The following is a 19677-nucleotide window of genomic DNA, read 5'->3' as shown; positions in this document are numbered from 1 at the left end:
TACGGCTTCATCCCTTCAGTGCCAGCGTTGTGCAAAAACGCTTTTGCATTTTTGTCCTGTAACTCGAATTATTTTAGATCTAGCGCTTTACTGGCTACGTTATTTCCACTTTGAACTGGAAAAAAACACGCTACACAGACCATGCTTGCAGCGCTAGGGTTAAGCCATCAGAGATACCTGTTATACGTCAAGTTACGGATGCGTTGGTTGTTTTGCCATACATGCTCGTCAGCTTCACATTTTGGCCGGGCCAATGCCGGTGCTGTTCAAAAAACGTTGTTAGCGTTCCGCCCAGCGGCTTGAAGTATGAAAGGTATGAAGCAGGTTATTCGTCCGTTTTGTTATAGGGCGATGGTTCGCGGCACTTAGAGGTATTGAAAAGTGAATGAAGGATCTGAACAGGCAATTTTACCACCGGCGGATGGCGAGCGGGTGGCGGTAATCACCACACAGCTGTTGGCCGATATTACCGCGATGTTAAACGCAGAGAATATTTATACCAACAGTGTGCAGCAACAAATGCTGGAATCGCATGTTCGCGCCATGGTGCAGCGTTCTATTACCGGCGAGCCCTTACCTGAGGTGGATAAATCTTTATTTGATGAAATTTCGGCGCATTCCATGCAAATGGCCCAGCGCGTGGTGGATCAGCTTAAAACGCTGCCGATAGAAGAGGCTTATTTGCTTTCCGTACATTTTGAAGTAGCAAAAGATAATAACGCATCATCAACAAATTAATCAGGAGAATACCGTGGGAAATATTACCGTAGTGATTGGCGATCGTCTGGGGAAGGGGCAGAAAGTGGGCCTGGGTGTGGAAAGCGCCGGCGGCAAGGCCGTGGTGATCCCCGGCATGGCGGCGGACATGAAGCTGGGTGACGTGATGAAAGCCGAAAATGCGCAACTGGGCATCTCTTTTTGCGGCAGCGGCGGCGCCGGCGCCATTACTGCCCAGACGAAATATGGCTATAAGGCGAAATACGGCATGCGTTCGATCGAAGAGGGCGTTACGGCAATTAATGAGGGCTGCAATGTGCTGGGTTTCGGTTTTATGGATAAGGAAGAGCTGGGTAAAAAACTGGTGGAAGCCTACATAAAAAAACACGGTAACGCATGATGAAAGAACAATATACCACATCAGTCATGGTTTCTGGCCGGGGCGACAGCAAAGCAAAGGCTTTTGCCAGCGCGTTGGCGAATGTGCAGGGTGCGGTATTAAAGTCTACCAATAATATTCTGCTGCGCATTGAGCCGCAGGATATCAGCGTATTAAGCGCGGAAGAAAAAATAATTAAAGAGAAGTTCCTTTTTTTCTTTCTGCCGCGTGTAAGAAAAAGCTATGCCGTTTCTCTGGAAATAACCGTGAGTGTGACAATCATCAATACCGAAAAGGTTGTCTTCACCACGAAATAATATATTGGCATATCTCCGGCGGTTGTACGTTACAGGATAGTGGCGAAGCGAACCCGTAAGCGCTTGCATCACCGATGCGGCTAGGCCGGGCGGCAACGCGAACACGCCTGCAACCTGCAAAGCGCAGGGGAGCAAGGGGCGACTGATGTTTCTAATTATCTTACTTAAGTCGATTATTATCGGCGGGCTGGTCGGCGTGGGCGTTGGCGCCGGTGCGGCACGTATGTTTCATGCGCCAACCACACAGGGCATGGGGGCCTTCCGCACGCTGGGCGAACTGAACTCCTGCGAAGGCGATCCCGCATCACACTTCTCATTCGGCCTGGGCTTTTTCTTTAACGCCTGGGCGTCCTCGGTGGCGGCCGGCGCCTTCACGCAGGATGTCGATCACCGCATTATCCCTAACTGGGGCGCGGCGGCGCTGATGATCAAAAACCGTAACCTGGGGCAAACCCTGCACGATCCGAAAAAAATGGCCATTGCCTGCGGCATTATCGGCGCGCTGGTGGTGGCGTTCCTCAATACCACTGCGTCTGCCGTGCCGGCCGCGCTGCAGGTGACGGCGATCAAGGTGCTGGTACCGGCCGCCAACCTGCTGGTGAATACCGTGATGCCAGTGATCTTCTGGCTAGCGGCGATTGAGGCGGGCAAGCGCTCCGGCTTCTGGGGCACCATTTTCGGCGGCCTGGCGCAGCTGATCATGGGCAATGCGGTGCCGGGCCTGGTGCTGGGCATTCTGATCGGCAAAGGCGTTGAAGAGAGCGGCTGGAACCGCGTCACCAAAATCATGATGGCGGCGATCGTCCTACTGTTCGTGCTGAGCGGCTTCTTCCGCGGCTTTGATATGAAACTTCTCGAATCCTTCAGCCTGGGCGTGCCGGACTGGCTGAACATCATCCATAACAGCCTGAGCGGCAAATAAGGAGCGCAATGATGGAAGATCAAACCCAAAAAGGCTTTTGGTACGCCGACTGGTCGTTCCCGATTTTTGTCGGCCTGCTCTCTTCCGGGGTCTTCGCCGGGACGCACATGTACTACCTGTACGGCATCGGCGCCTTCAACGAAGTGGCCTTCGTTTCTATGCTGCGGGCCGGCATGGACACCGGCGTTTACGGCGCGGTGGCGGCGTTTGGTGCCAGCTTCCTGTTTGCCCGCATCATTGAAGGCTCGCTGGTGGGTATTTTGGACATCGGCGGGGCGATCCAGACCGGCGTGGGGCTGGGCGTGCCGGCGCTGTTGCTGGGGGCCGGGATCGTCTTCCCGGTGGCCAACTTTGCCGCTTCGCTGGCGACCGGCCTGATCATCGGCCTGGCCATCGGCTATGTGATCATTTTGGCGCGCAAATTCACCATTAACCAAAGCAATTCCACCTACGGCGCCGATGTGATGATGGGGGCCGGCAACTCATCTGGCCGTTTCCTCGGGCCGTTGATCATCCTGTCGGCCATGACGGCGTCGATCCCTATCGGTCTGGGCTCTCTGCTCGGCGCGCTGCTGTTCTATGTCTGGGGCAAGCCGATTACCGGCGGCGCGATCCTTGGCGCGATGATCCTGGGGGCGTTTTTCCCGGTGGCGATCGGCTAAGCCGCGATCGCCAGGCCAGGTGGCGCCGCAACCGGCGCCGCCGATGAATACGGAGTAACGAATGATGTATGACTTGATTATCCGGCGTGCCAGGCTGGTGGACGATAGCCTGGCCGATATTGCGATCCGTGCCGGCGAGATTGTGGCGGTGGGCACGCTGCCAACGGCGGCCGGCGCCAAACGCCAGCTGGATCTGGCCGGGCGTTATTACGCGAGCGCCGGCTGGATCGATAGCCACGTGCACTGTTATCCCGCCTCGCCGATCTACCATGACGAGCCGGATCGGGTGGGGATCGCCAGCGGCGTGACCACGGTGATCGACGCCGGCAGCACCGGCGCCAACGATATTGATGATTTTTATACCCTGACGCGCAGCGCTAAAACCAACGTGTTTGCTTTCCTGAACATTTCCCGCACCGGCATCTCGGCCCAGAATGAGCTGGCCGATATGGCGCAGATCGATGCGCAGGGCGTGCAGCAGGCGGTGGCCGATTACCCGGATTTTATCGTCGGCATCAAGGCGCGCATGAGCAGCAGCGTGGTCGGCCAGAACGGCATCAAGCCGCTGGTGCGCGCCAAAGCGATCCAGCAGCAAAACCATCAGTTGCCGCTGATGGTACATATCGGCAATAACCCGCCTGATTTGGACGAAATCGCCGATCTGTTGACCCAGGGCGACATTATCACCCACTGCTACAACGGCAAACCCAACCGGATCCTGACGCCGGCCGGCGAGCTACGGGCTTCCATTCAGCGCGCGCTGAAACGCGGCGTGTTGCTGGACGTTGGCCACGGCAGCGCCAGCTTCAGCTTCGAGGTGGCGCGCCAGGCGATCCAACTGGGCATCCTGCCCTACACCATCAGCTCCGATATTTACTGCCGCAACCGGATCAACGGGCCGGTGTACAGCCTGGCGGCGGTGATGTCGAAATTTTTTGTCTGCGGCCTGTCGCTGCCGCAGGTGATCGACTGCGTGACCCGCCACGCGGCGGCAGCGTTGCGCCTGGCGCGCAAGGGCCAGCTGCGCGCCGGTTTTGACGCCGATTTGACGCTGTTTGATGTCCGCCGCGGGCCGCAGGTGTTTACCGATTCCGAAGGGCAGACTGCCGAGAGCGAACAACTGCTGGTGCCGCTGGCCGCGGTGGTGGCCGGGGACGTCCTGTTAACCGATGAAGGGAAAGCCGCTCATGTCTTCGATTTATGAAAAATACCATTTAAAACCGGTCATTAATACCTCTGGCCGCATGACGATCCTTGGCGTTTCCACGCCGGCACAGGATGTGATCGATGCCGTGGATTACGGCCTGAATCACTACTTTGAAATCAAGGATCTGGTCAACAAGACCGGCGCCTATATCGCCGATTTGCTGAACGTGGAAAGCGCGGTGGTGGTTTCCTGCGCTTCCGCCGGCATCGCCCAGGCGGTGGCGGGCATCATCGTCAAGGATAACGCCAACCTGTTGGTCAACCTACACCGGTCGCCGGTGAACGAGCCGCGCGAGATCGTGTTGCCGCGCGGGCACAACGTTAACTTCGGCGCCCCGGTGGATACCATGGTGGCGCTCGGCGGCGGCCGGGTGGTGGAGGCCGGCTATGCCAACGAATGCTCGCCGCAACAGTTGGCGGCCTGCATCACGCCGCAGACGGCGGCGATTCTGTATATCAAATCCCACCACTGCGTGCAGAAAAGCATCCTGTCGGTAGAGCAGGCGGTGGCGGTGGCGCGCCAGCATGATCTGCCGCTGATCGTCGATGCCGCCGCGGAAGAAGATCTGATGTGTTACTACCAAATGGGCGCGGATCTGGTGATTTACAGCGGCGCCAAAGCGATCGAAGGGCCGACCAGCGGCCTGGTGATTGGCAGAAAGCGCTACGTGGAGTGGGTGAAGCGGCAGGCCGCCGGCATCGGGCGCGCGATGAAAGTGGGTAAAGAAGGGATTCTGGGGCTGACGCAGGCGATTGAAAGCTACCTGCGGCGCGAAAAAACCAGCGGGGCGCAGATGGTAGAGCGCATGGCGGCGTTTATCGACAACCTCAATACCCTGAACGGTGTGAGCGCCAGCGTGGTGTGGGACAGCGCCGGGCGCGATATCGCCCGAGCCGAGATCGCCTTTGATGAGGCGGCGATCGGCATCTCGACCAGCGAGATCGTGCAGGCGTTGAAAGAGGGCGCTATCGCCATTTACTTCCGCGGCTACAAAGCCAACGAAGGCAAGATCGAAGTCGACGTGCGCAGCGTTGATGAACAACAACTGATGACCGTATTTACCTGCCTGAAGAATTTGCTGGAGAAACAAGCATGAGCATGAAGCTGAAGCCGAATTACTACCGTGACCGCGTGTGCCTGAACGTGTTGGCGGGGTCAAAAGACAACGCGCAGGAAATCTATCAGGCGGCGGAAGGGCATGTGCTGGTCGGCGTGCTTTCGAAAAACTACCCGGACGTAGACAGCGCGGTGGCGGATATGGCGAGCTATGCGCAACTGATTGATAACGCGCTGTCGGTGGGGCTGGGGGCCGGTGATCCGAAGCAATCGGCGATGGTCAGCCTGATTGCCCGGCAGGTGCAGCCGCAGCACGTGAACCAGGTCTTTACCGGCGTGGGCGCCAGCCGCGCGCTGCTCGGCCAGAACGAGACGGTGGTCAACGGTCTGGTTTCGCCGACCGGCCGCATCGGCTTCGTCAAAATTTCCACTGGGCCGCTGAGCGCCCAGGCACCGGACGGCATTGTGCCGGTGGAAACGGCGATCGCGTTGCTTAAAGACATGGGCGGCAGCTCAATCAAATATTTCCCGATGGGTGGGCTGAAATGCCGCGATGAGTTCCGCTACGTGGCGCAAGCCTGCGCTGAGCATGATTTTTTACTGGAGCCGACCGGCGGGATCGATTTGGAGAACGTTGAACCGATCTTGCAGATCGCCCTTGAGGCCGGCGTCAAACAGGTGATCCCGCACGTATACAGCTCCATCATCGATGCGGCAAGCGGCAATACGCGCCCGCAGGATGTGAAAAGCCTGCTGGCGATCGTCAAACGGTTGGTGGGTTAACCACCTGATATCAACGGCACGGCTTGCCGTGCCCCTGTGAATACAAAGGGCAATTATGCGTAACTGGCAAACAAACGTCCCGTTGTGGGGCGCGGCTTCCCTGCTGCTGCTGGCGATGGCCAGCCCGGCGTTGCATGCGCAAGAGGCAACGCCGTATTTCGCTTATATCGGCACATACAACCCCAACGGCGAGGGCGTGTATCGCGTGCAGGTTGATCCGGCCAGCGGCGCGCTCAGCGGTAAAACGTTGGTGAGCTCCTTGCCTAACCCGGCGCAGCTGGTGGCGGATGCCAAGGGGCAAGTGTTGTATGTGGCCAGCGAAGTGGCCGATTACAACGGCGGCAAGCACGGCAGCATTAGCGCGTTGCGTATCAATGCCCAGGACGGCAGCCTGGCGCCGCTGAATCAGGTGGATTCCCAGGGCGCCGGCCCGGTATTTATTTCTTTAACGCCGGACGGCCGCCATCTGCTGGCCGCCAACTACGTCAGCGGCAGCATTGCCGTGTTCCCGATCGCTGCGGACGGCACACTGGGCGCAGCGGTTGCGGTGCAACAACAGCAGGGCCCGGCCGGGGCCGGCAAGCCGGCGGCAGCGGTGGAAGGCAGTTTTGCCATTAGCGATCACGATGGCCCGCATGCGCATATGATCGCCAGCGATCCCAGCGGGAAGTTTGTCTTTTCAACCGATCTGGGGTTGGATCGTATTTATCAATGGCGGTTTGATCCGGTCGGCGGGAAGCTGACGCCAAACGATCCGCCGTGGATCGCCGCGTCTTCCGCCGGCGCCGGCCCGCGCCATTTCGTCTTCCACCCGGACGGTAAAACCGTGCTGTTGGTGAATGAGGAAGCCTCGACCCTGACCCGTTACCGTTTCGATGCGCAAAAGGGCACGCTGGCGCCGTTGCAGACGCTTTCTACATTGCCGGCGCAGTATAAAGGCACCAACTTTACCGCCGGGCTGGCGCTGAGCGCCGACGGTAAAAACCTGTACGTGGCGAACCGCCTGCATAACAGTGTGGCGCAGTTTAGCATCGGCCACGGCGGTGAGCTGCAACTGCTGGGCGAGGTATGGACGCGCGGCGACTATCCGCGCACCATCACGCTGGATCCCAGCGGACGCTATCTGTATGTGCTAAACCAGCGCAGCGATAACGTGACACGCTTTAGCGTGGATAAACACAATGGCAAACTGCATTTTATTGAGGGCTACACGCCGGTAGGCAGCCCTTCACAGATGGTGTTTGTGCCTGGCGTAAAATAATCAGCCGCCCGCCGGGCAACCTGGCGGGCACTTAGACAATGGAAAGAGCATGGTGAGATTTCCGTACCCGCGTTTGGCTTATCTGTTTGATGCGCTGCAGGCTGAAACCCTGCCGCAGGATGAGCTGGCGAAGCGTTTTTCCGTATCGACCCGTACGGTGCGCGCTGATATTGCTGCGCTCAACGATATTCTGGAGCAATACGGCGCGCGCTTTATGCATAGCCGCGGAGAGGGCTACCGGCTGCAGGTGAATGACGCCGCCCTGTTCGGTACCCTGCAGCAGGAAAAGAAACGGCGCGCTACGCCGCGCAGCGCCCAGGAGCGGGTGCACGCGTTGCTGATTCGTTTTTTGACCTCGGCCTTCTCGCTGAAACTGGAGGATCTGGCTGATGAATGGTTCGTCAGCCGTGGCACGCTGCAAAGTGATATGGCGGAGGTGCGTGAGCGGCTGGCGCAGTACGCTTTAACCATTGAGGCCAGGCCGCGCTACGGTATGAAACTGTTCGGGCCTGAAAAGGCGATTCGCGACTGCCTGACGGACCTGCTATTTCAATTGCACCTGGACGATCCGGAAAACCCGCTGCTGGAGAACGATATTCTACACCAGCCGCAGGTGGCGACCTTTGCCGGCTTGCTGCACCCGCTGATGTCGCAGTACGCCATCCGTCTGACCGACGAGAGCGAACAGTACCTGATTTTTTACTGCGCGGTGGCGCTGCGCCGCATTCGCGACGGTTACCCACTGCCGGATTTCGACGTGGAGGACGGTGACGAAGCCGTGCGCAAAGTGTCTGTCTGGCTGGCCGGGGAGTTGCGCAAGCTGGCCGGCAAAGAGATCTCACCGGCGGAGGAAGCCTACCTGCGGGTGAATATCGCCGCGCGCAGGGTGCAGGAGGTGCGCCCGACGGAAATCAACGCCGACGATGAAGAAGCGCTGGTGGATTACATTCTGGCGTATATCAACGCGCACTATAACTATAACCTGCAAGGGGACAAGCAACTGCGCGCCGATTTGCTCACCCATATCAAGACCATGATTACCCGGGTGAAATACCAGATCAACATCCCCAATCCGCTGTTGGCCAATATCAAACAACATTACCCAATGGCCTATGACGTGACGCTGGCGGCGGTCACCAGTTGGGGCAAATACACGCCCTATACTCTGAGCGAGAATGAGATCGGCTATCTGGTTTTACATATCGGCGTGGGCTTGGAACGGCACTACAACATTGGCTACGAGCGCTATCCGCAGGTGATGCTGGTATGCGATACCGGCAATTCGACGGTGCGGATGATCCAGGCGCAAATCGCGCGCAAGTTCCCGCAGTTGGTGATGACGCGCATTGTTTCGCTGCGCGACTACGAAGTGTTGCCGCAGATCGAAGAAGATTTTGTGATTTCCAACGCCCGCGTCAGTGAGAAAAACAAGCCGGTGGTGGTGATGTCGCCGTTTCCGACGGAGTATCAGTTGGAGCAGCTCGGCAAGCTGGTGCTGGTCGATCGCACTAAGCCATATATGCTGGAGAAGTTTTTCGACGCCGGCCATTTTATGGTGATCAATGAGCCGCTCGATCAAAAAAGCCTGTTCAAGAAAGTGTGCGATCTGCTGGAGCAGGAAGGCTACGTCGGCGATGATTTTTACCCTTCGGTGGTGGAGCGTGAGGCGATTGTTTCCACCTTGTTGGGCGAGGGGATTGCGCTGCCGCACTCACTCGGGTTGTTGGCGAAGAAAACCGTGGTGGTGACCATCCTGGCGCCGCAGGGCATCGCCTGGGGCGACGGCGAGCGGGCGTATGTAATTTTCCTGCTGGCGATCAGTAAAAGCGATTACGAAGAGGCGATGGCGATTTACGAGCTGTTCGTGACCTTTGTGCGCGAACGCTCAATGAGCCGTCTGCTGGGCAGTGAGGATTTCGACAGTTTTAAATCGGTGGCGCTGGATTGCCTGAGCCGGATTTAATGCCCTTCACCCTCACCCCGGCCCTCTCCCATAGGGAGAGGGGGCGTACGCTGTAAGGCTAGTGCTTTTGGAGTGAACCTTCCTTCGACTCTGAACTACCCCCTCTCCCCTTGGGAGAGGGTTGGGGTGAGGGAAAAGGAGGGAAAAGGGCGGGAGTGGCGCTAATCCTCATCAAACCCGGCGTTGAACAGCTCGATCACGGCTGCCAGGGCTTTTTCTTCCTCCGGCCCGCTGGCTTCCACCTCGATCTGCCGCCCCTGGGCGGAATCCAACATCAGCAACGCAATCACGCTGCTGGCTTCGGCCTCGGTGCCGCTGTCGTTGCGCAGTATCACTTCGGCGTCAAAGCTTTGCACCAGCTCAAACAGCTTCATCGCCGGGCGGGCGTGCATGCCAAGCTTGTTTTTGATTTCTACCGTTTGCCTGACCGTCATGGTTTGCGTTTTTCCAGCGTGCGGTGGCGCGATTGCACATTTTTCCCGCGTGAACGGAAATAGTCGGCCAGTTGTTCAGCCACATACACCGAGCGATGTTTACCGCCGGTACAGCCAATAGCCACCGTCAGGTAGCTGCGGTTGTTGGTTTCCAGCATCGGCAGCCACTGCTCCAGATAGCTGCGCGTCTGGTAGATAAAATTGTGCACCTCGGTATGGCGATCGAGGAACGAGGCGACCGGTTTATCCAGCCCGGTCATCGGGCGCAGCTTAGGATCCCAGTGCGGGTTCGGCAGAAAGCGCACGTCGAACACGTAGTCGGCGTCGATCGGGATACCGTGCTTAAAGCCAAAGGATTCAAACACCATGGTCAGCTCGCGTTCGCGTTTGCCCAGCAGGCGCGTGCGCAGCATTTCCGCCAGCTCATGCACCGACATTTCCGAAGTGTCGATAATCAGATCGGCGCGTGAACGCAGCGGTTCGAGCAGATCGTTCTCTTCGTCGATCGCGCTTTCCAGCGACAGGTTTTTGCTAGAGAGGGGATGCAGGCGGCGGGTATCGCTGTAACGGCGGATCAGGGTATTGCGGTCGGCATCGAGGAAAAGTAACTGTGGTGAGAAGGTATCCGGCAACTGCGTCATCGCGTATTCAAAGACTTCCGGCGATTCCGGCATATTGCGTACGTCAATACTGACTGCCGCGGAGCTATTGCGTTCCGCTAACGTTTGGGCTAGCTGCGGCAGCAGCACCACCGGCAGGTTGTCAACGCAGTAAAAACCCATGTCTTCCAGCGCCCGTAGAGCGACGGATTTTCCTGAGCCGGAACGGCCGCTGACTATCATCAGCACCATGTGGCAACTCCCCTGGCATCGGAGTGGCATTCATCGCCACCGTTAGAAACATGATTATCCTGGCATTAGCCGGGATCCATTCCCTGAAACAGTATCGCTACCGCGGCGTGAAGTCACGCCGCCGGGCGGCTTACTCGGTAATAATTTGGTAAAGCTCTTCATCGCTTTGCGCCGCGCGCAGGCGGCGGCAGACGGTTTTATCGCCCAGGCGTTTGGCGACCAGCGACAGGGTGTGCAAATGCGCCTGGCACTGATTGGCCGGCACCAATAAGGCGAACAACAGATCCACCGGCTGGTTATCAACGGCGTCGAACGCAATCGGCTGCTCAAGGCGCAAAAATACGCCGATGGCGCGCAGGGTATCTTCTTCCAGTTTGCCGTGCGGGATCGCGATACCGTTGCCAATGCCGGTACTGCCCATTCTTTCACGGGTGAGCACCGCGTCGAACACCACCTGTGACGGCAGGTTGAGCTGTTTGGCCGCCAGTTCGCTGATAATTTCCAAAGCCCGTTTTTTACTGGTGCAGTGTACCGCGCCTTTGGTGCACTCCATATTGAGCACCGTGCTAAGTTGCATAGGTTCGTTGTTCATTTTATTTTCACTTAAAAACCATCATGAAGCCGTTTTGCCGGCAGGTGGCGAGCCCAAAGGCCGCGTGGATTGTTGCCCGCTGGCCGCGCTGCAATGGCCTGCGCTGCCTGGCTTGATGAACCGGTTTTTTCGCATTTTGGCCCTGATGGCTTATCGGCGCGTTATCCGCAAGAATAACGCGCCGATGGTTACCCGGTAGCCCAGCGGCTACGTTGGGGGAGCACCCCTTAACAGAATGCTCCTTCATATCAATATTGTTTTAACTTTTCTTTGTGTTTGTTCAATTGACGCGCCAGCTTGTCGATCAGGCTGTCGATAGAGGCATACATATTTTCGTCTTCCGAAGTGGCGTGCAACTCGCCGCCATTGACGTGCAGCGTTGCTTCGGCAATCTGCTGCACTTTCTCCACGCGGAGAACCACATACACCTGGTTGATGCGATCAAAATACTGCTCAAGCTTAGCGAACTTGGTGTTCACAAACTCGCGCAGGGGATCGGTGATGTCAATATTGTGGCCGGTGATATTGAGTTGCATAGTGTCTTCCTTCTCTGTTGAGGTCAAATCAACTGCTTGCGTTGGTTTGACGGCGGGATGGACAACGACTCTCGGTACTTGGCGACGGTACGGCGGGCAACCATGATCCCCTGATCGGAAAGCAAGGTTGCCAGCTTGCTGTCGCTCAGTGGTTTGGCGGGGTTTTCCGCCGCGATTAATTTCTTCACCAGGGCACGAATCGCCGTCGAGGAGGCTTCGCCGCCGCTGTCGGTATTCACGTGGCTGGAGAAGAAATATTTTAATTCGAAAATGCCGCGCGGGCTGTGCAGGAACTTCTGCGTGGTGACACGCGAAATGGTCGATTCATGCATGTCCACGGCCTGGGCGATATCGGCCAGCACCATCGGTTTCATGAACTCTTCCCCCTGCTCGAAAAACGCCTGCTGTTGATCCACGATGCAGCGCGTGACCTTGAGCAGCGTTTCGTTACGGCTTTCCAGGCTTTTAATCAGCCATTTGGCTTCCTGCAGGTTGCTGCGGATAAACTGGCCGTCCGCTTCGTTGCGCGCGCTGTTGCCCAGCGCGGCGTACTGCTGATTGATCTTCAGCCGCGGCACGCTGTCGGTATTGAGCTCCACCGTCCATTTGCCGTGCGCCTTGCGCACCAGCACGTCCGGGATCACATATTCCGATTCGCCGGTATTGATCGACTGGCCGGGGCGCGGATCGAGCGACTGAATCAGCACCATGGCTTCTTTCAGTGTATCTTCTTTCAACCGCGTTGCCCGCATCAGGCTGCGGAAATCGTGGTTTGCCAGCAGATCGAGGTGATCGCTGATAATCAGCCGCGCTTCGGCCAGATACGGCGTGTCTTTGGCATACTGTGAAAGCTGAACTAGCAGGCAGTCGCGCAGATCGCGCGCGGCGACGCCGACCGGATCAAAACGCTGCACGCGTTTTAACACCGCTTCCACCTCGTCCATTGTCACATTCTCGTCACCCATGCTCTCCAGAATGTCTTCCAGAGGGACGGTGAGGTAGCCGGTGTCGTCGACGGCGTCGACGATCGAGGTGGCGATGGCGGCGTCGGTGTCGGAAAACGGCGTTAAATCAACCTGCCACATCAGGTAATCCTGCAGCGTTTGGGTGGTTTCACCCTGGTACACCGGCAGTTCGTCATCGCTATAGTCGGTGCCGGTGCCTGAAGGCGTGCCGGCGGTGTAAATTTCATCCCAGGTGGCGTCCAGCGGCAGCTCTTCCGGCATGTCCTTTTGTTCCAGCGCCTCGCGGGTATCCAGCCCTTCGGTTTCGTTGTTTTCTTTGGCGTCGACTTCGTCGTGCAGATCGGTCTGTTCAAGCAGCGGATTGCTCTCTAACGCCAGTTGGATCTCCTGCTGGAGTTCGAGCGTGGACAACTGCAGCAGACGGATGGCCTGCTGTAGCTGCGGGGTCATGGCCAGCTGTTGGCTGAGCCTGAGTTGCAAACCTTGCTTCATATCTTCACTACTTCCGTTAACAGTCGTCTCTCAGGACGCGCTGGTGCTTACAGGCGGAATTCCTCACCCAGATAAACGCGTTTCACCTGTTCATCGGCCAGAATAGCATCCGGCGTGCCATGAGCAATCAATTTGCCTTGGCTGACGATATAGGCGCGTTCACATACGTCCAGCGTTTCGCGCACGTTGTGGTCGGTGATCAGCACGCCCAAACCGCTGTCCCGCAGGTGCTCGATGATTTTTTTTATATCGATAACGGAAATGGGGTCAACCCCGGCAAACGGTTCATCCAACAGGATAAACTTCGGGTTGGCGGCCAACGCCCGGGCGATCTCCACGCGGCGGCGTTCACCGCCTGACAACGATTGGCCCAGGCTGTCGCGCAGGTGGCTGATGTGAAACTCTTCCATCAGTTCCACCGCACGGTCTTCACGCTGTTCGCTGCTCAGATCCTGGCGGATTTGCAGCACGGCCATCAGGTTGTCATACACGCTCAGGCGGCGGAAGATCGAGGCCTCCTGCGGCAGGTAGCCGATGCCGCGGCGCGCACGGGCGTGCAACGGCAGAATGCTGATGTCTTCTTCGTCGATCACGATGCGCCCGGCATCGCGCTGCACGATGCCTACCACCATGTAGAAGGTGGTGGTTTTGCCTGCGCCGTTCGGGCCGAGCAGGCCGACGATCTCGCCAGAGTTCACTTTCAGGCTGACGTCTTCAACGACTTTGCGGCCCTTGTAGGCTTTCGCCAGATTTTCTGCGATGAGTGTTGCCATAAGTGATTAGTTACTCTTCGTTTGCCCGTTTTTATCCTGCAACTGCGACGGTACCAGGATCGTCGTTACGCGGCTGCCTTTATCGCTAAACGCCTGCATTTGCTGCTGTTGAACCAGATAGGTAATGCGATCGCCCTTCACGTTGCTGTCGAGCTGCTCCAGGTAAGCGTTGCCCGTCAGGGTGACCAGTTGCGGCGCCACGTCATAGCGGACTTTCTGCGCATGGCCTTTCACCGGTTTGCCGTTGTCCTGCATTTGATAGAAGGTGACCGGCTTACCGAACGCTTCGATATACATTTTGTTTTGATCGCCGCCAGGGCGGGTGACCACCACTTTATCGGCTTTGATTTCGATCGTCCCTTGCTTGATCACCACGTTATCGGTGAAGGTGCTGACGTTGTTTTGCATATCCAGGGACTGCTGCAGCGAATCAATATTGATAGGCTGGCTGGAGTCAGACTTGAGCGCGAACACGGGGCCGCTTGCCGCCAGGATGAGGCTTCCGATCAACAGATTACGGATTTGTTTTTGGGTTCTGGATTTCATAGTTGGTCTTGACCTTATCAATCAACTCAGCGGTTTTGGCCCGCAGGTTCCCACGCATTTTCATGCCGTTAGAGGTGAAATTGGTGCCGTATAACGTCACTTCGTCGTCGGACATCACGTCCTGGGTCACCAGATTCACCTGAGCATTGTCCGTTTTAATTTTTTCCAATTGCGACGTGGTGGTCAGGCTGTCCACCTCGACGTGGCCATACAGATACAGCATCCGGTCTTTGGTCAATTTGGCGCGATCGGAGCGCACCGACCAAATGGCCACCGCGTTGTCGTCAAACAGCGTCATCACGGGGGCGGTGAACCAGCTCAGTTCATCCGTGGCGTAATACTTTACGTCTTCCGACACCAGTTTGTAATTCAGTTTGCCGGTGGGATTGTACACTACCGTGACCGTATGTTGGCTCTGATAGGTGGGGTCTTTATCATTTACCACCGGCGCCGTGGCGTCATCGCTGAAATCCGCCATGTTCCAGCCGATCAGGGACAGCGCGATCACCGCCAGCACAATAGTGATCCAAAGTTTGGTTTTGCTCATATCGACAGCCCCTTGGCGCCCTCCAGCTTGTTCTGCGCCAGCAGTATGATGTCACACAGCTCACGCACGGCGCCTTTGCCGCCGGCAATCCGGGTAACGTAGTGGGCGCGCGGCAGCAGCAATGGGTGGGCGTTGGCCACGGCCACCGCCAGCCCGACCTGTTCCATGACCGGCCAGTCGATCAGATCATCGCCGATATAGGCCACCTGATCCGCCGCCAGCGACAGTGTATCCAACAGTTCGCGGAAGGCCAAAAGCTTATCTGACTGCCCCTGATACAGGTGGCTGATGCCCAGCGTTTGCGCCCGATCCTCCAGCAGCCGCGCCGAGCGGCCGGTAATGATCGCCACCTCGATGCCCGACGTTTTCAGGCAGCGGATGCCGTATCCGTCGCGCACGTTGAAGGCTTTCAGCTCTTCGCCGCTGTTGCCCATGTAGATCAGGCCGTCTGACAGTACACCGTCGACATCGCAAATCAGCAGGCGGATTTTCCCGGCCCGGGCCATGACGTCGTTTGCTATCGGCCCGTAACAGGTCTCAATCAGACTCATTGAATTCCCTCAAAAAAGATAAATGCTCGCTCGCTTGTCTCCGTGAGCCGGCCGGTCGGGCAAATGCCGCTCGGTTTAAACGACGCCGGCGCGCAGCATGTCATGCATATGTACCACACCCAGCAATTGGTCGCCATCGGCAACCAGCAGGGCGGTGATGTGCCGTTGTTGCATCAGGTTCAGCGCATCGACCGCCAAGGTATTTGGGGGCACCCGGATGCCGCCGGGCGTCATCAGATCGGCGATTTTAGCATTGTTGAGGTCGATCCCCATGTCAAACACGCGGCGCAGGTCGCCATCGGTAAAAATACCGGCGATTTTCATCGGTTCGCGGCAGATTACCGTCATGCCCAGGTTTTTGTGGGTGATTTCCAGCAAGGCGTCACGCAGCGAAGCCTCGGCGCTGACGTAGGGGAGCTCATCGCCGCTGTGCATGATATCGCTGACGCGCAGCAGCAGGCGGCGGCCCAGCGCGCCGCCGGGGTGCGACAGGGCGAAATCTTCCGGCGTAAAACCACGCGCCTGCAGCAGCGCCACCGCCAACGCATCGCCCATCACCAGGGTGGCGGTGGTGCTGGTGGTCGGCGCCAGGCCCAGCGGGCACGCTTCCTGCGGCACTTTAATGCACAGGTGCAGATCCGCCGCTTTCCCCATGGTGCTTTCCGGGTTGTTGGTCATGCAAATTAGCGTGATTTGCTGGCGTTTAAGCACCGGGATCAGCGCCTGAATTTCAGCGGATTCACCGGAATTGGAGATGGCCAACACGATGTCCTGGCGGGAAACCATGCCGAGATCGCCGTGGCTGGCTTCTGCCGGATGCACGAAAAACGCAGGCGTGCCGGTGCTGGCGAGGGTGGCCGCAATTTTACGGCCGATATGGCCGGATTTGCCCATACCCATCACCACCACTTTGCCGCTGCATGCGGCGATGGCCTGGCAGGCGCGGGTGAAGTCTGCATTGATATACTGATCGAGCTGGGCCAGGCCTTCAAGCTCGAGCCGCAGTACCTCTTTGCCGGCCTGCTGGTAATCAAAGCCGGGTTGCAACTGAATGTTCGACATACGTCATTCCCATCGGTTTGTATTCGCCACGCTTAACGCTATAACAGCGTTGTTTTAGCGGGCCGGCGCACGCACGGTTGCCGTTGGTCTGTTGCCGCAGGCTATTGGCCGAAGCCGAACGTACTGAGCGGCGTAAAGAACAGCACCGCCAGGTACGCAATAAAGCCACATAATAACAGAGCGCCCGCCAGATGACCGATGCGATGTTTACGGCCGATGCACAGCGCGCTGAAAACGATACTGACCGCCAACATGATCCAGTAATCGCGGTGGAAGGCGGCTGGATCAACGCTGCCTGGCGACAGCAGGGCGGGCACGCCCAGCACGATCACCGTGTTGAATATATTCGAACCGATGATGTTGCCGATCGCCATGTCATCTTCGCCCTTCAGCGCGCCGGCGATAGACGTGGCCAGTTCCGGCAGGCTGGTGCCGACCGCGATAATCGTCAGGCCGACCACCAGTTCGCTCAGGCCGAAGTAGTGGGCGATCACCGTGGCGTTGTCGACAATCATCTTCGACGAGAGCGGCAGGATGATAAACGCCAACACCAGCCACAGGATGGCGACGGTATTGCTGCTGTCCTGCGGCAGCTCGGCCAACTGCTCGACGGTCAGGCTGTCACTGCCCTGTTGCTGGGCCCGGCGGGCGATCTTCAACATCAGCAGAATAAACCCGGCCGCCGCAGCCAACAGCAGCAGGCCGTCCAGCCGGCTAAGGGTGTTATTCATCAGCACGAAGCCGCACAGCACTGTGACTGCCAACATTAGCGGGAGTTCGCGCCGCAGGATTTCGGATTGGACCGAAAGCGGGTGAATCAGCGCGGCTACACCAAGAATCAGTAATATATTGGTAATGTTGGAACCTAAAACGTTTCCCACTGCCATATCTATCTGCCCGTTCAACGCGGCGGTGACGGAAACAATCAGCTCCGGCAGCGACGTGCCGATTCCGACGATGGTCATCCCGATGATCAACGGCGGCACGCCGAGCGAACGGGAAATCACGGCCGCACCGTAAACTAAACGGTCGGCGCCATACACCAGTAAAAATAAACCAACGATCAATAACGCGATTGCGAGAAACATGCAGAGCCCTTTAGTGGATAATCATCCTGGTTCGTTGGTTAAAAATCACTGCGCGGCTGTCTTTATGCGCGGCGTTGGGGGCCGCGGTGGTGCATAAAAGCGTTGCCGGCTAACATTTGAACAGCTTCGTTTTTTTCATTTATGTGGCTAATTTTGACCGTGTGCGGGGCAAAAGTAAAATCAGTCATCGCGCTGCGCTGGTGCAGCAGAATCGCACCAGCGCTGGGCCTGCAATAAGCGCTTTTGCGCCGGCCTCACCGGCCGTTATTCGGCGTGCGGCTGAAGGTAAGTTTTTGTAAAAATGAGACGTATCGGGCGCATTGTTTTAACATACGGATAAGTAAATGCCGCAAAGGGCTCATCAATATGCAGCAAAAGGCAGAAAATCTGGTCGAAGTGCGCGGGATGCATTTTTCTCGCGGCGATCGGCTGGTATTCGAAGACATTAACCTGGTGGTTCCCCGTGGCAAGGTTACGGCGATCATGGGGCCGTCCGGCATAGGCAAAACTACGCTGCTGCGCCTGATTGGCGGCCAGTTGGCGCCCGATCGCGGTGAAATCTGGTTTGATGGCGATAATATCCCGGCGCTCTCGCGGCACCAGCTGTATCACGCACGTAAAAAAATGAGCATGCTGTTCCAGTCGGGCGCGCTGTTTACCGATCTGAGCGTGTTTGAAAACGTCGCTTATCCGCTGCGGGAACACAGCCGTTTGCCGGAGCCGCTGTTGCACAGCACGGTGATGATGAAGCTCGAGGCCGTGGGGCTGCGTGGGGCGGCCAACCTGATGCCCAACGAGCTGTCCGGCGGCATGGCCCGGCGTGCGGCGCTGGCGCGCGCGATTGCGCTGGACCCGGCTTTGATCATGTTCGACGAGCCGTTCGTTGGCCAGGATCCTATCACCATGGGGGTGCTGGTGAAGCTTATCGATGAATTGAACCATGCGCTGGGCATCACCTGCATTGTGGTTTCGCACGACGTGCCGGAGGTGCTGAGCATTGCCGACTATGCCTATCTGATTGCCGATCACCATGTAATTGCACATGGGAGCACGCAGCAATTACAAAGCAACCCCGATGCGCGCGTGCGCCAGTTCCTGGATGGTATTGCCGATGGGCCGGTTCCGTTTCGTTATCCGGCCGGCGATTATCAGGCCGATCTGCTAGGTAAGAGGGAGTAAGTATCCTTATGTTATTACAGGCGTTAGCGGCCCTGGGGCGCCGCGGCATCCATACCAGCGCCATCTTCGGGCGTGCCGGTTTGATGTTGTTCGGCGCGCTGGTTGGGCGGCCTGAGCCGCGTAAGCAATGGCCGCTCTTGATCAAGCAGCTATACAACGTCGGCGTGCAATCGTTATTGATTATCATGGTCTCCGGGCTGTTTATCGGCATGGTGCTGGGGCTGCAGGGCTACCTGGTGCTCACCACGTACAGCGCGGAAGCCAGCCTGGGCATGATGGTGGCGCTGTCGCTGCTGCGTGAGCTTGGGCCGGTGGTCACCGCGTTGCTGTTCGCCGGCCGCGCCGGCTCAGCGTTGACGGCGGAAATCGGCTTGATGAAGGCGACGGAGCAACTCTCCAGCCTGGAAATGATGGCGGTCGATCCGCTGCGCCGTATTGTTTCCCCCCGCTTTTGGGCCGGGCTTATCAGCATGCCGTTATTGACGATCATCTTCGTGGCCGTCGGCATCTGGGGCGGTTCGGTGGTGGGTGTGGATTGGAAGGGCATCGACAGCGGCTTTTTCTGGTCGGCGATGCAAGGGGCGGTCGAATGGCGGCAGGATTTGCTCAACTGCCTGATCAAAAGCGTGGTGTTTGCCATTACCGTTAGCTGGATTGCTATCTTTAACGGTTACGATGCCATTCCGACCTCCGAAGGAATTAGCCGGGCAACGACCCGTACCGTGGTGCACTCGTCGCTGGCGGTGCTGGGATTGGATTTCGTGCTGACAGCACTGATGTTTGGGAATTGATTC

23 protein-coding genes are annotated in these 19677 nt (G+C 57.7%); 12 read left to right on the top strand and 11 right to left on the bottom strand.

Translation table 11 applies throughout. The features are described 5' to 3' along the window. Window positions 1–405: 405 nt before the first annotated feature. From AC559G_RS22295 to AC559G_RS22250, 10 genes are all read left to right on the top strand, one after another. Complete coding sequence (locus AC559G_RS22295; protein WP_498914880.1) at window positions 406–738, top strand: glycine dehydrogenase; 333 nt, start codon at window positions 406–408, stop codon at window positions 736–738. Between the two features lie 13 nt (window positions 739–751). Further along, window positions 752–1117, top strand: coding sequence for a glycine-rich SFCGS family protein (locus tag AC559G_RS22290; protein ID WP_438599364.1), 366 nt, complete (start codon window positions 752–754; stop codon window positions 1115–1117). Beyond that, window positions 1117–1413: a DUF4312 family protein gene (locus tag AC559G_RS22285; protein ID WP_498914878.1), complete on the top strand. Its 297-nt coding sequence runs from the start codon at window positions 1117–1119 to the stop codon at window positions 1411–1413. The genes AC559G_RS22290 and AC559G_RS22285 overlap by 1 nt, the downstream gene beginning before the upstream one ends. Window positions 1414–1558: 145 nt before the next feature. Continuing rightward, on the top strand, window positions 1559–2335 hold the full coding sequence (locus tag AC559G_RS22280) for a DUF4311 domain-containing protein (protein ID WP_498914751.1): 777 nt from the start codon (window positions 1559–1561) through the stop codon (window positions 2333–2335). A gap of 11 nt (window positions 2336–2346) precedes the next feature. Further along, on the top strand, window positions 2347–2997 hold the full coding sequence (locus AC559G_RS22275) for a DUF4310 family protein (protein ID WP_438599366.1): 651 nt from the start codon (window positions 2347–2349) through the stop codon (window positions 2995–2997). Window positions 2998–3061: 64 nt separating this feature from the next. Beyond that, entirely contained in the window at window positions 3062–4201 is a 1140-nt protein-coding gene (locus AC559G_RS22270) for an amidohydrolase/deacetylase family metallohydrolase (protein WP_498914876.1), read from the top strand. After that, window positions 4185–5300: a DgaE family pyridoxal phosphate-dependent ammonia lyase gene (locus AC559G_RS22265; RefSeq protein ID WP_498914749.1), complete on the top strand. Its 1116-nt coding sequence runs from the start codon at window positions 4185–4187 to the stop codon at window positions 5298–5300. Before AC559G_RS22270 ends, AC559G_RS22265 begins: the two co-directional genes overlap by 17 nt. Before the next feature lie 2 nt (window positions 5301–5302). Next, entirely contained in the window at window positions 5303–6043 is a 741-nt protein-coding gene (dagF, locus tag AC559G_RS22260; protein ID WP_498914874.1) for a 2-dehydro-3-deoxy-phosphogluconate aldolase, read from the top strand. A 55-nt stretch (window positions 6044–6098) separates the two neighbouring features. Next, window positions 6099–7304, top strand: a complete 1206-nt coding sequence (locus tag AC559G_RS22255; RefSeq protein ID WP_498914747.1) for a lactonase family protein — start codon at window positions 6099–6101, stop codon at window positions 7302–7304. A gap of 49 nt (window positions 7305–7353) precedes the next feature. Continuing rightward, complete coding sequence (locus AC559G_RS22250; protein ID WP_498914746.1) at window positions 7354–9267, top strand: BglG family transcription antiterminator; 1914 nt, start codon at window positions 7354–7356, stop codon at window positions 9265–9267. Between the two features lie 161 nt (window positions 9268–9428). Here AC559G_RS22250 and npr read toward each other — a convergent pair whose 3' ends face one another. The 11 genes from npr to AC559G_RS22195 form a co-directional block, all read right to left on the bottom strand. After that, entirely contained in the window at window positions 9429–9701 is a 273-nt protein-coding gene (gene npr, locus AC559G_RS22245; protein ID WP_438599359.1) for a PTS phosphocarrier protein NPr, read from the bottom strand. Continuing rightward, the gene (gene rapZ / locus AC559G_RS22240) at window positions 9698–10552 is read right to left on the bottom strand and encodes an RNase adapter RapZ (protein WP_438599358.1); all 855 of its coding nucleotides are present in this window, start codon (window positions 10550–10552) and stop codon (window positions 9698–9700) included. Before rapZ ends, npr begins: the two co-directional genes overlap by 4 nt. Window positions 10553–10682: 130 nt before the next feature. Next, window positions 10683–11144, bottom strand: coding sequence for a PTS IIA-like nitrogen regulatory protein PtsN (gene ptsN / locus AC559G_RS22235; RefSeq protein ID WP_438599357.1), 462 nt, complete (start codon window positions 11142–11144; stop codon window positions 10683–10685). Between the two features lie 248 nt (window positions 11145–11392). Next, window positions 11393–11680 (bottom strand): ribosome hibernation promoting factor, encoded by a 288-nt coding sequence (gene hpf / locus AC559G_RS22230; protein WP_095847084.1) that lies wholly within the window; start codon window positions 11678–11680, stop codon window positions 11393–11395. A gap of 23 nt (window positions 11681–11703) precedes the next feature. Then, window positions 11704–13137, bottom strand: a complete 1434-nt coding sequence (rpoN, locus tag AC559G_RS22225; RefSeq protein WP_279026285.1) for an RNA polymerase factor sigma-54 — start codon at window positions 13135–13137, stop codon at window positions 11704–11706. 47 nt (window positions 13138–13184) lie between these two features. After that, window positions 13185–13910: an LPS export ABC transporter ATP-binding protein gene (lptB, locus tag AC559G_RS22220; RefSeq protein ID WP_498914744.1), complete on the bottom strand. Its 726-nt coding sequence runs from the start codon at window positions 13908–13910 to the stop codon at window positions 13185–13187. A gap of 6 nt (window positions 13911–13916) precedes the next feature. After that, window positions 13917–14456 carry a lipopolysaccharide ABC transporter substrate-binding protein LptA gene (gene lptA / locus AC559G_RS22215; RefSeq protein ID WP_095847087.1) on the bottom strand — a complete coding sequence of 180 codons (540 nt, stop codon included), beginning with the start codon at window positions 14454–14456 and terminating at the stop codon, window positions 13917–13919. Continuing rightward, window positions 14425–15003, bottom strand: coding sequence for an LPS export ABC transporter periplasmic protein LptC (lptC, locus tag AC559G_RS22210; RefSeq protein WP_279026278.1), 579 nt, complete (start codon window positions 15001–15003; stop codon window positions 14425–14427). The genes lptA and lptC overlap by 32 nt, the downstream gene beginning before the upstream one ends. Further along, window positions 15000–15554, bottom strand: a complete 555-nt coding sequence (gene kdsC, locus AC559G_RS22205; protein ID WP_498914742.1) for a 3-deoxy-manno-octulosonate-8-phosphatase KdsC — start codon at window positions 15552–15554, stop codon at window positions 15000–15002. Before kdsC ends, lptC begins: the two co-directional genes overlap by 4 nt. Window positions 15555–15629: 75 nt before the next feature. After that, a complete protein-coding gene (gene kdsD / locus AC559G_RS22200) occupies window positions 15630–16616 on the bottom strand; it encodes an arabinose-5-phosphate isomerase KdsD (RefSeq protein ID WP_438599356.1) in 987 nt (328 codons plus the stop codon). 101 nt (window positions 16617–16717) lie between these two features. Further along, a complete protein-coding gene (locus AC559G_RS22195) occupies window positions 16718–17704 on the bottom strand; it encodes a sodium:calcium antiporter (protein ID WP_498914740.1) in 987 nt (328 codons plus the stop codon). Window positions 17705–18070: 366 nt separating this feature from the next. Between AC559G_RS22195 and mlaF the strand changes: the two genes are divergently transcribed. Next, a complete protein-coding gene (gene mlaF, locus AC559G_RS22190) occupies window positions 18071–18883 on the top strand; it encodes a phospholipid ABC transporter ATP-binding protein MlaF (protein ID WP_498914739.1) in 813 nt (270 codons plus the stop codon). Window positions 18884–18891: 8 nt separating this feature from the next. Beyond that, a complete protein-coding gene (gene mlaE, locus AC559G_RS22185; RefSeq protein ID WP_498914737.1) occupies window positions 18892–19674 on the top strand; it encodes a lipid asymmetry maintenance ABC transporter permease subunit MlaE in 783 nt (260 codons plus the stop codon). Window positions 19675–19677 lie beyond the last annotated feature (3 nt).

Source organism: Gibbsiella greigii, assembly GCF_039540155.1.
In the GTDB taxonomy this organism is placed as follows: Bacteria; Pseudomonadota; Gammaproteobacteria; order Enterobacterales; family Enterobacteriaceae; genus Gibbsiella; species Gibbsiella quercinecans.
Note: the sequence above shows the minus strand (reverse complement) of the source record. Positions and strands in the feature narration are given on the sequence as shown.

Coding starts and splice junctions, on each gene's coding strand:
- ptsN (WP_438599357.1), bottom strand. CDS start 11,144: ATGAACAACGAACCTATGCAACTTAGCACGGTGCTCAATATGGAGTGC.
- mlaE (WP_498914737.1), top strand. CDS start 18,892: ATGTTATTACAGGCGTTAGCGGCCCTGGGGCGCCGCGGCATCCATACC.
- lptC (WP_279026278.1), bottom strand. CDS start 15,003: ATGAGCAAAACCAAACTTTGGATCACTATTGTGCTGGCGGTGATCGCG.
- mlaF (WP_498914739.1), top strand. CDS start 18,071: ATGCAGCAAAAGGCAGAAAATCTGGTCGAAGTGCGCGGGATGCATTTT.
- lptA (WP_095847087.1), bottom strand. CDS start 14,456: ATGAAATCCAGAACCCAAAAACAAATCCGTAATCTGTTGATCGGAAGC.
- rapZ (WP_438599358.1), bottom strand. CDS start 10,552: ATGGTGCTGATGATAGTCAGCGGCCGTTCCGGCTCAGGAAAATCCGTC.
- AC559G_RS22270 (WP_498914876.1), top strand. CDS start 3,062: ATGTATGACTTGATTATCCGGCGTGCCAGGCTGGTGGACGATAGCCTG.
- AC559G_RS22275 (WP_438599366.1), top strand. CDS start 2,347: ATGGAAGATCAAACCCAAAAAGGCTTTTGGTACGCCGACTGGTCGTTC.
- AC559G_RS22195 (WP_498914740.1), bottom strand. CDS start 17,704: ATGTTTCTCGCAATCGCGTTATTGATCGTTGGTTTATTTTTACTGGTG.
- AC559G_RS22255 (WP_498914747.1), top strand. CDS start 6,099: ATGCGTAACTGGCAAACAAACGTCCCGTTGTGGGGCGCGGCTTCCCTG.
- rpoN (WP_279026285.1), bottom strand. CDS start 13,137: ATGAAGCAAGGTTTGCAACTCAGGCTCAGCCAACAGCTGGCCATGACC.
- lptB (WP_498914744.1), bottom strand. CDS start 13,910: ATGGCAACACTCATCGCAGAAAATCTGGCGAAAGCCTACAAGGGCCGC.
- dagF (WP_498914874.1), top strand. CDS start 5,303: ATGAAGCTGAAGCCGAATTACTACCGTGACCGCGTGTGCCTGAACGTG.
- hpf (WP_095847084.1), bottom strand. CDS start 11,680: ATGCAACTCAATATCACCGGCCACAATATTGACATCACCGATCCCCTG.
- AC559G_RS22280 (WP_498914751.1), top strand. CDS start 1,559: ATGTTTCTAATTATCTTACTTAAGTCGATTATTATCGGCGGGCTGGTC.
- npr (WP_438599359.1), bottom strand. CDS start 9,701: ATGACGGTCAGGCAAACGGTAGAAATCAAAAACAAGCTTGGCATGCAC.
- AC559G_RS22250 (WP_498914746.1), top strand. CDS start 7,354: ATGGTGAGATTTCCGTACCCGCGTTTGGCTTATCTGTTTGATGCGCTG.
- AC559G_RS22265 (WP_498914749.1), top strand. CDS start 4,185: ATGTCTTCGATTTATGAAAAATACCATTTAAAACCGGTCATTAATACC.
- kdsC (WP_498914742.1), bottom strand. CDS start 15,554: ATGAGTCTGATTGAGACCTGTTACGGGCCGATAGCAAACGACGTCATG.
- AC559G_RS22285 (WP_498914878.1), top strand. CDS start 1,117: ATGAAAGAACAATATACCACATCAGTCATGGTTTCTGGCCGGGGCGAC.
- kdsD (WP_438599356.1), bottom strand. CDS start 16,616: ATGTCGAACATTCAGTTGCAACCCGGCTTTGATTACCAGCAGGCCGGC.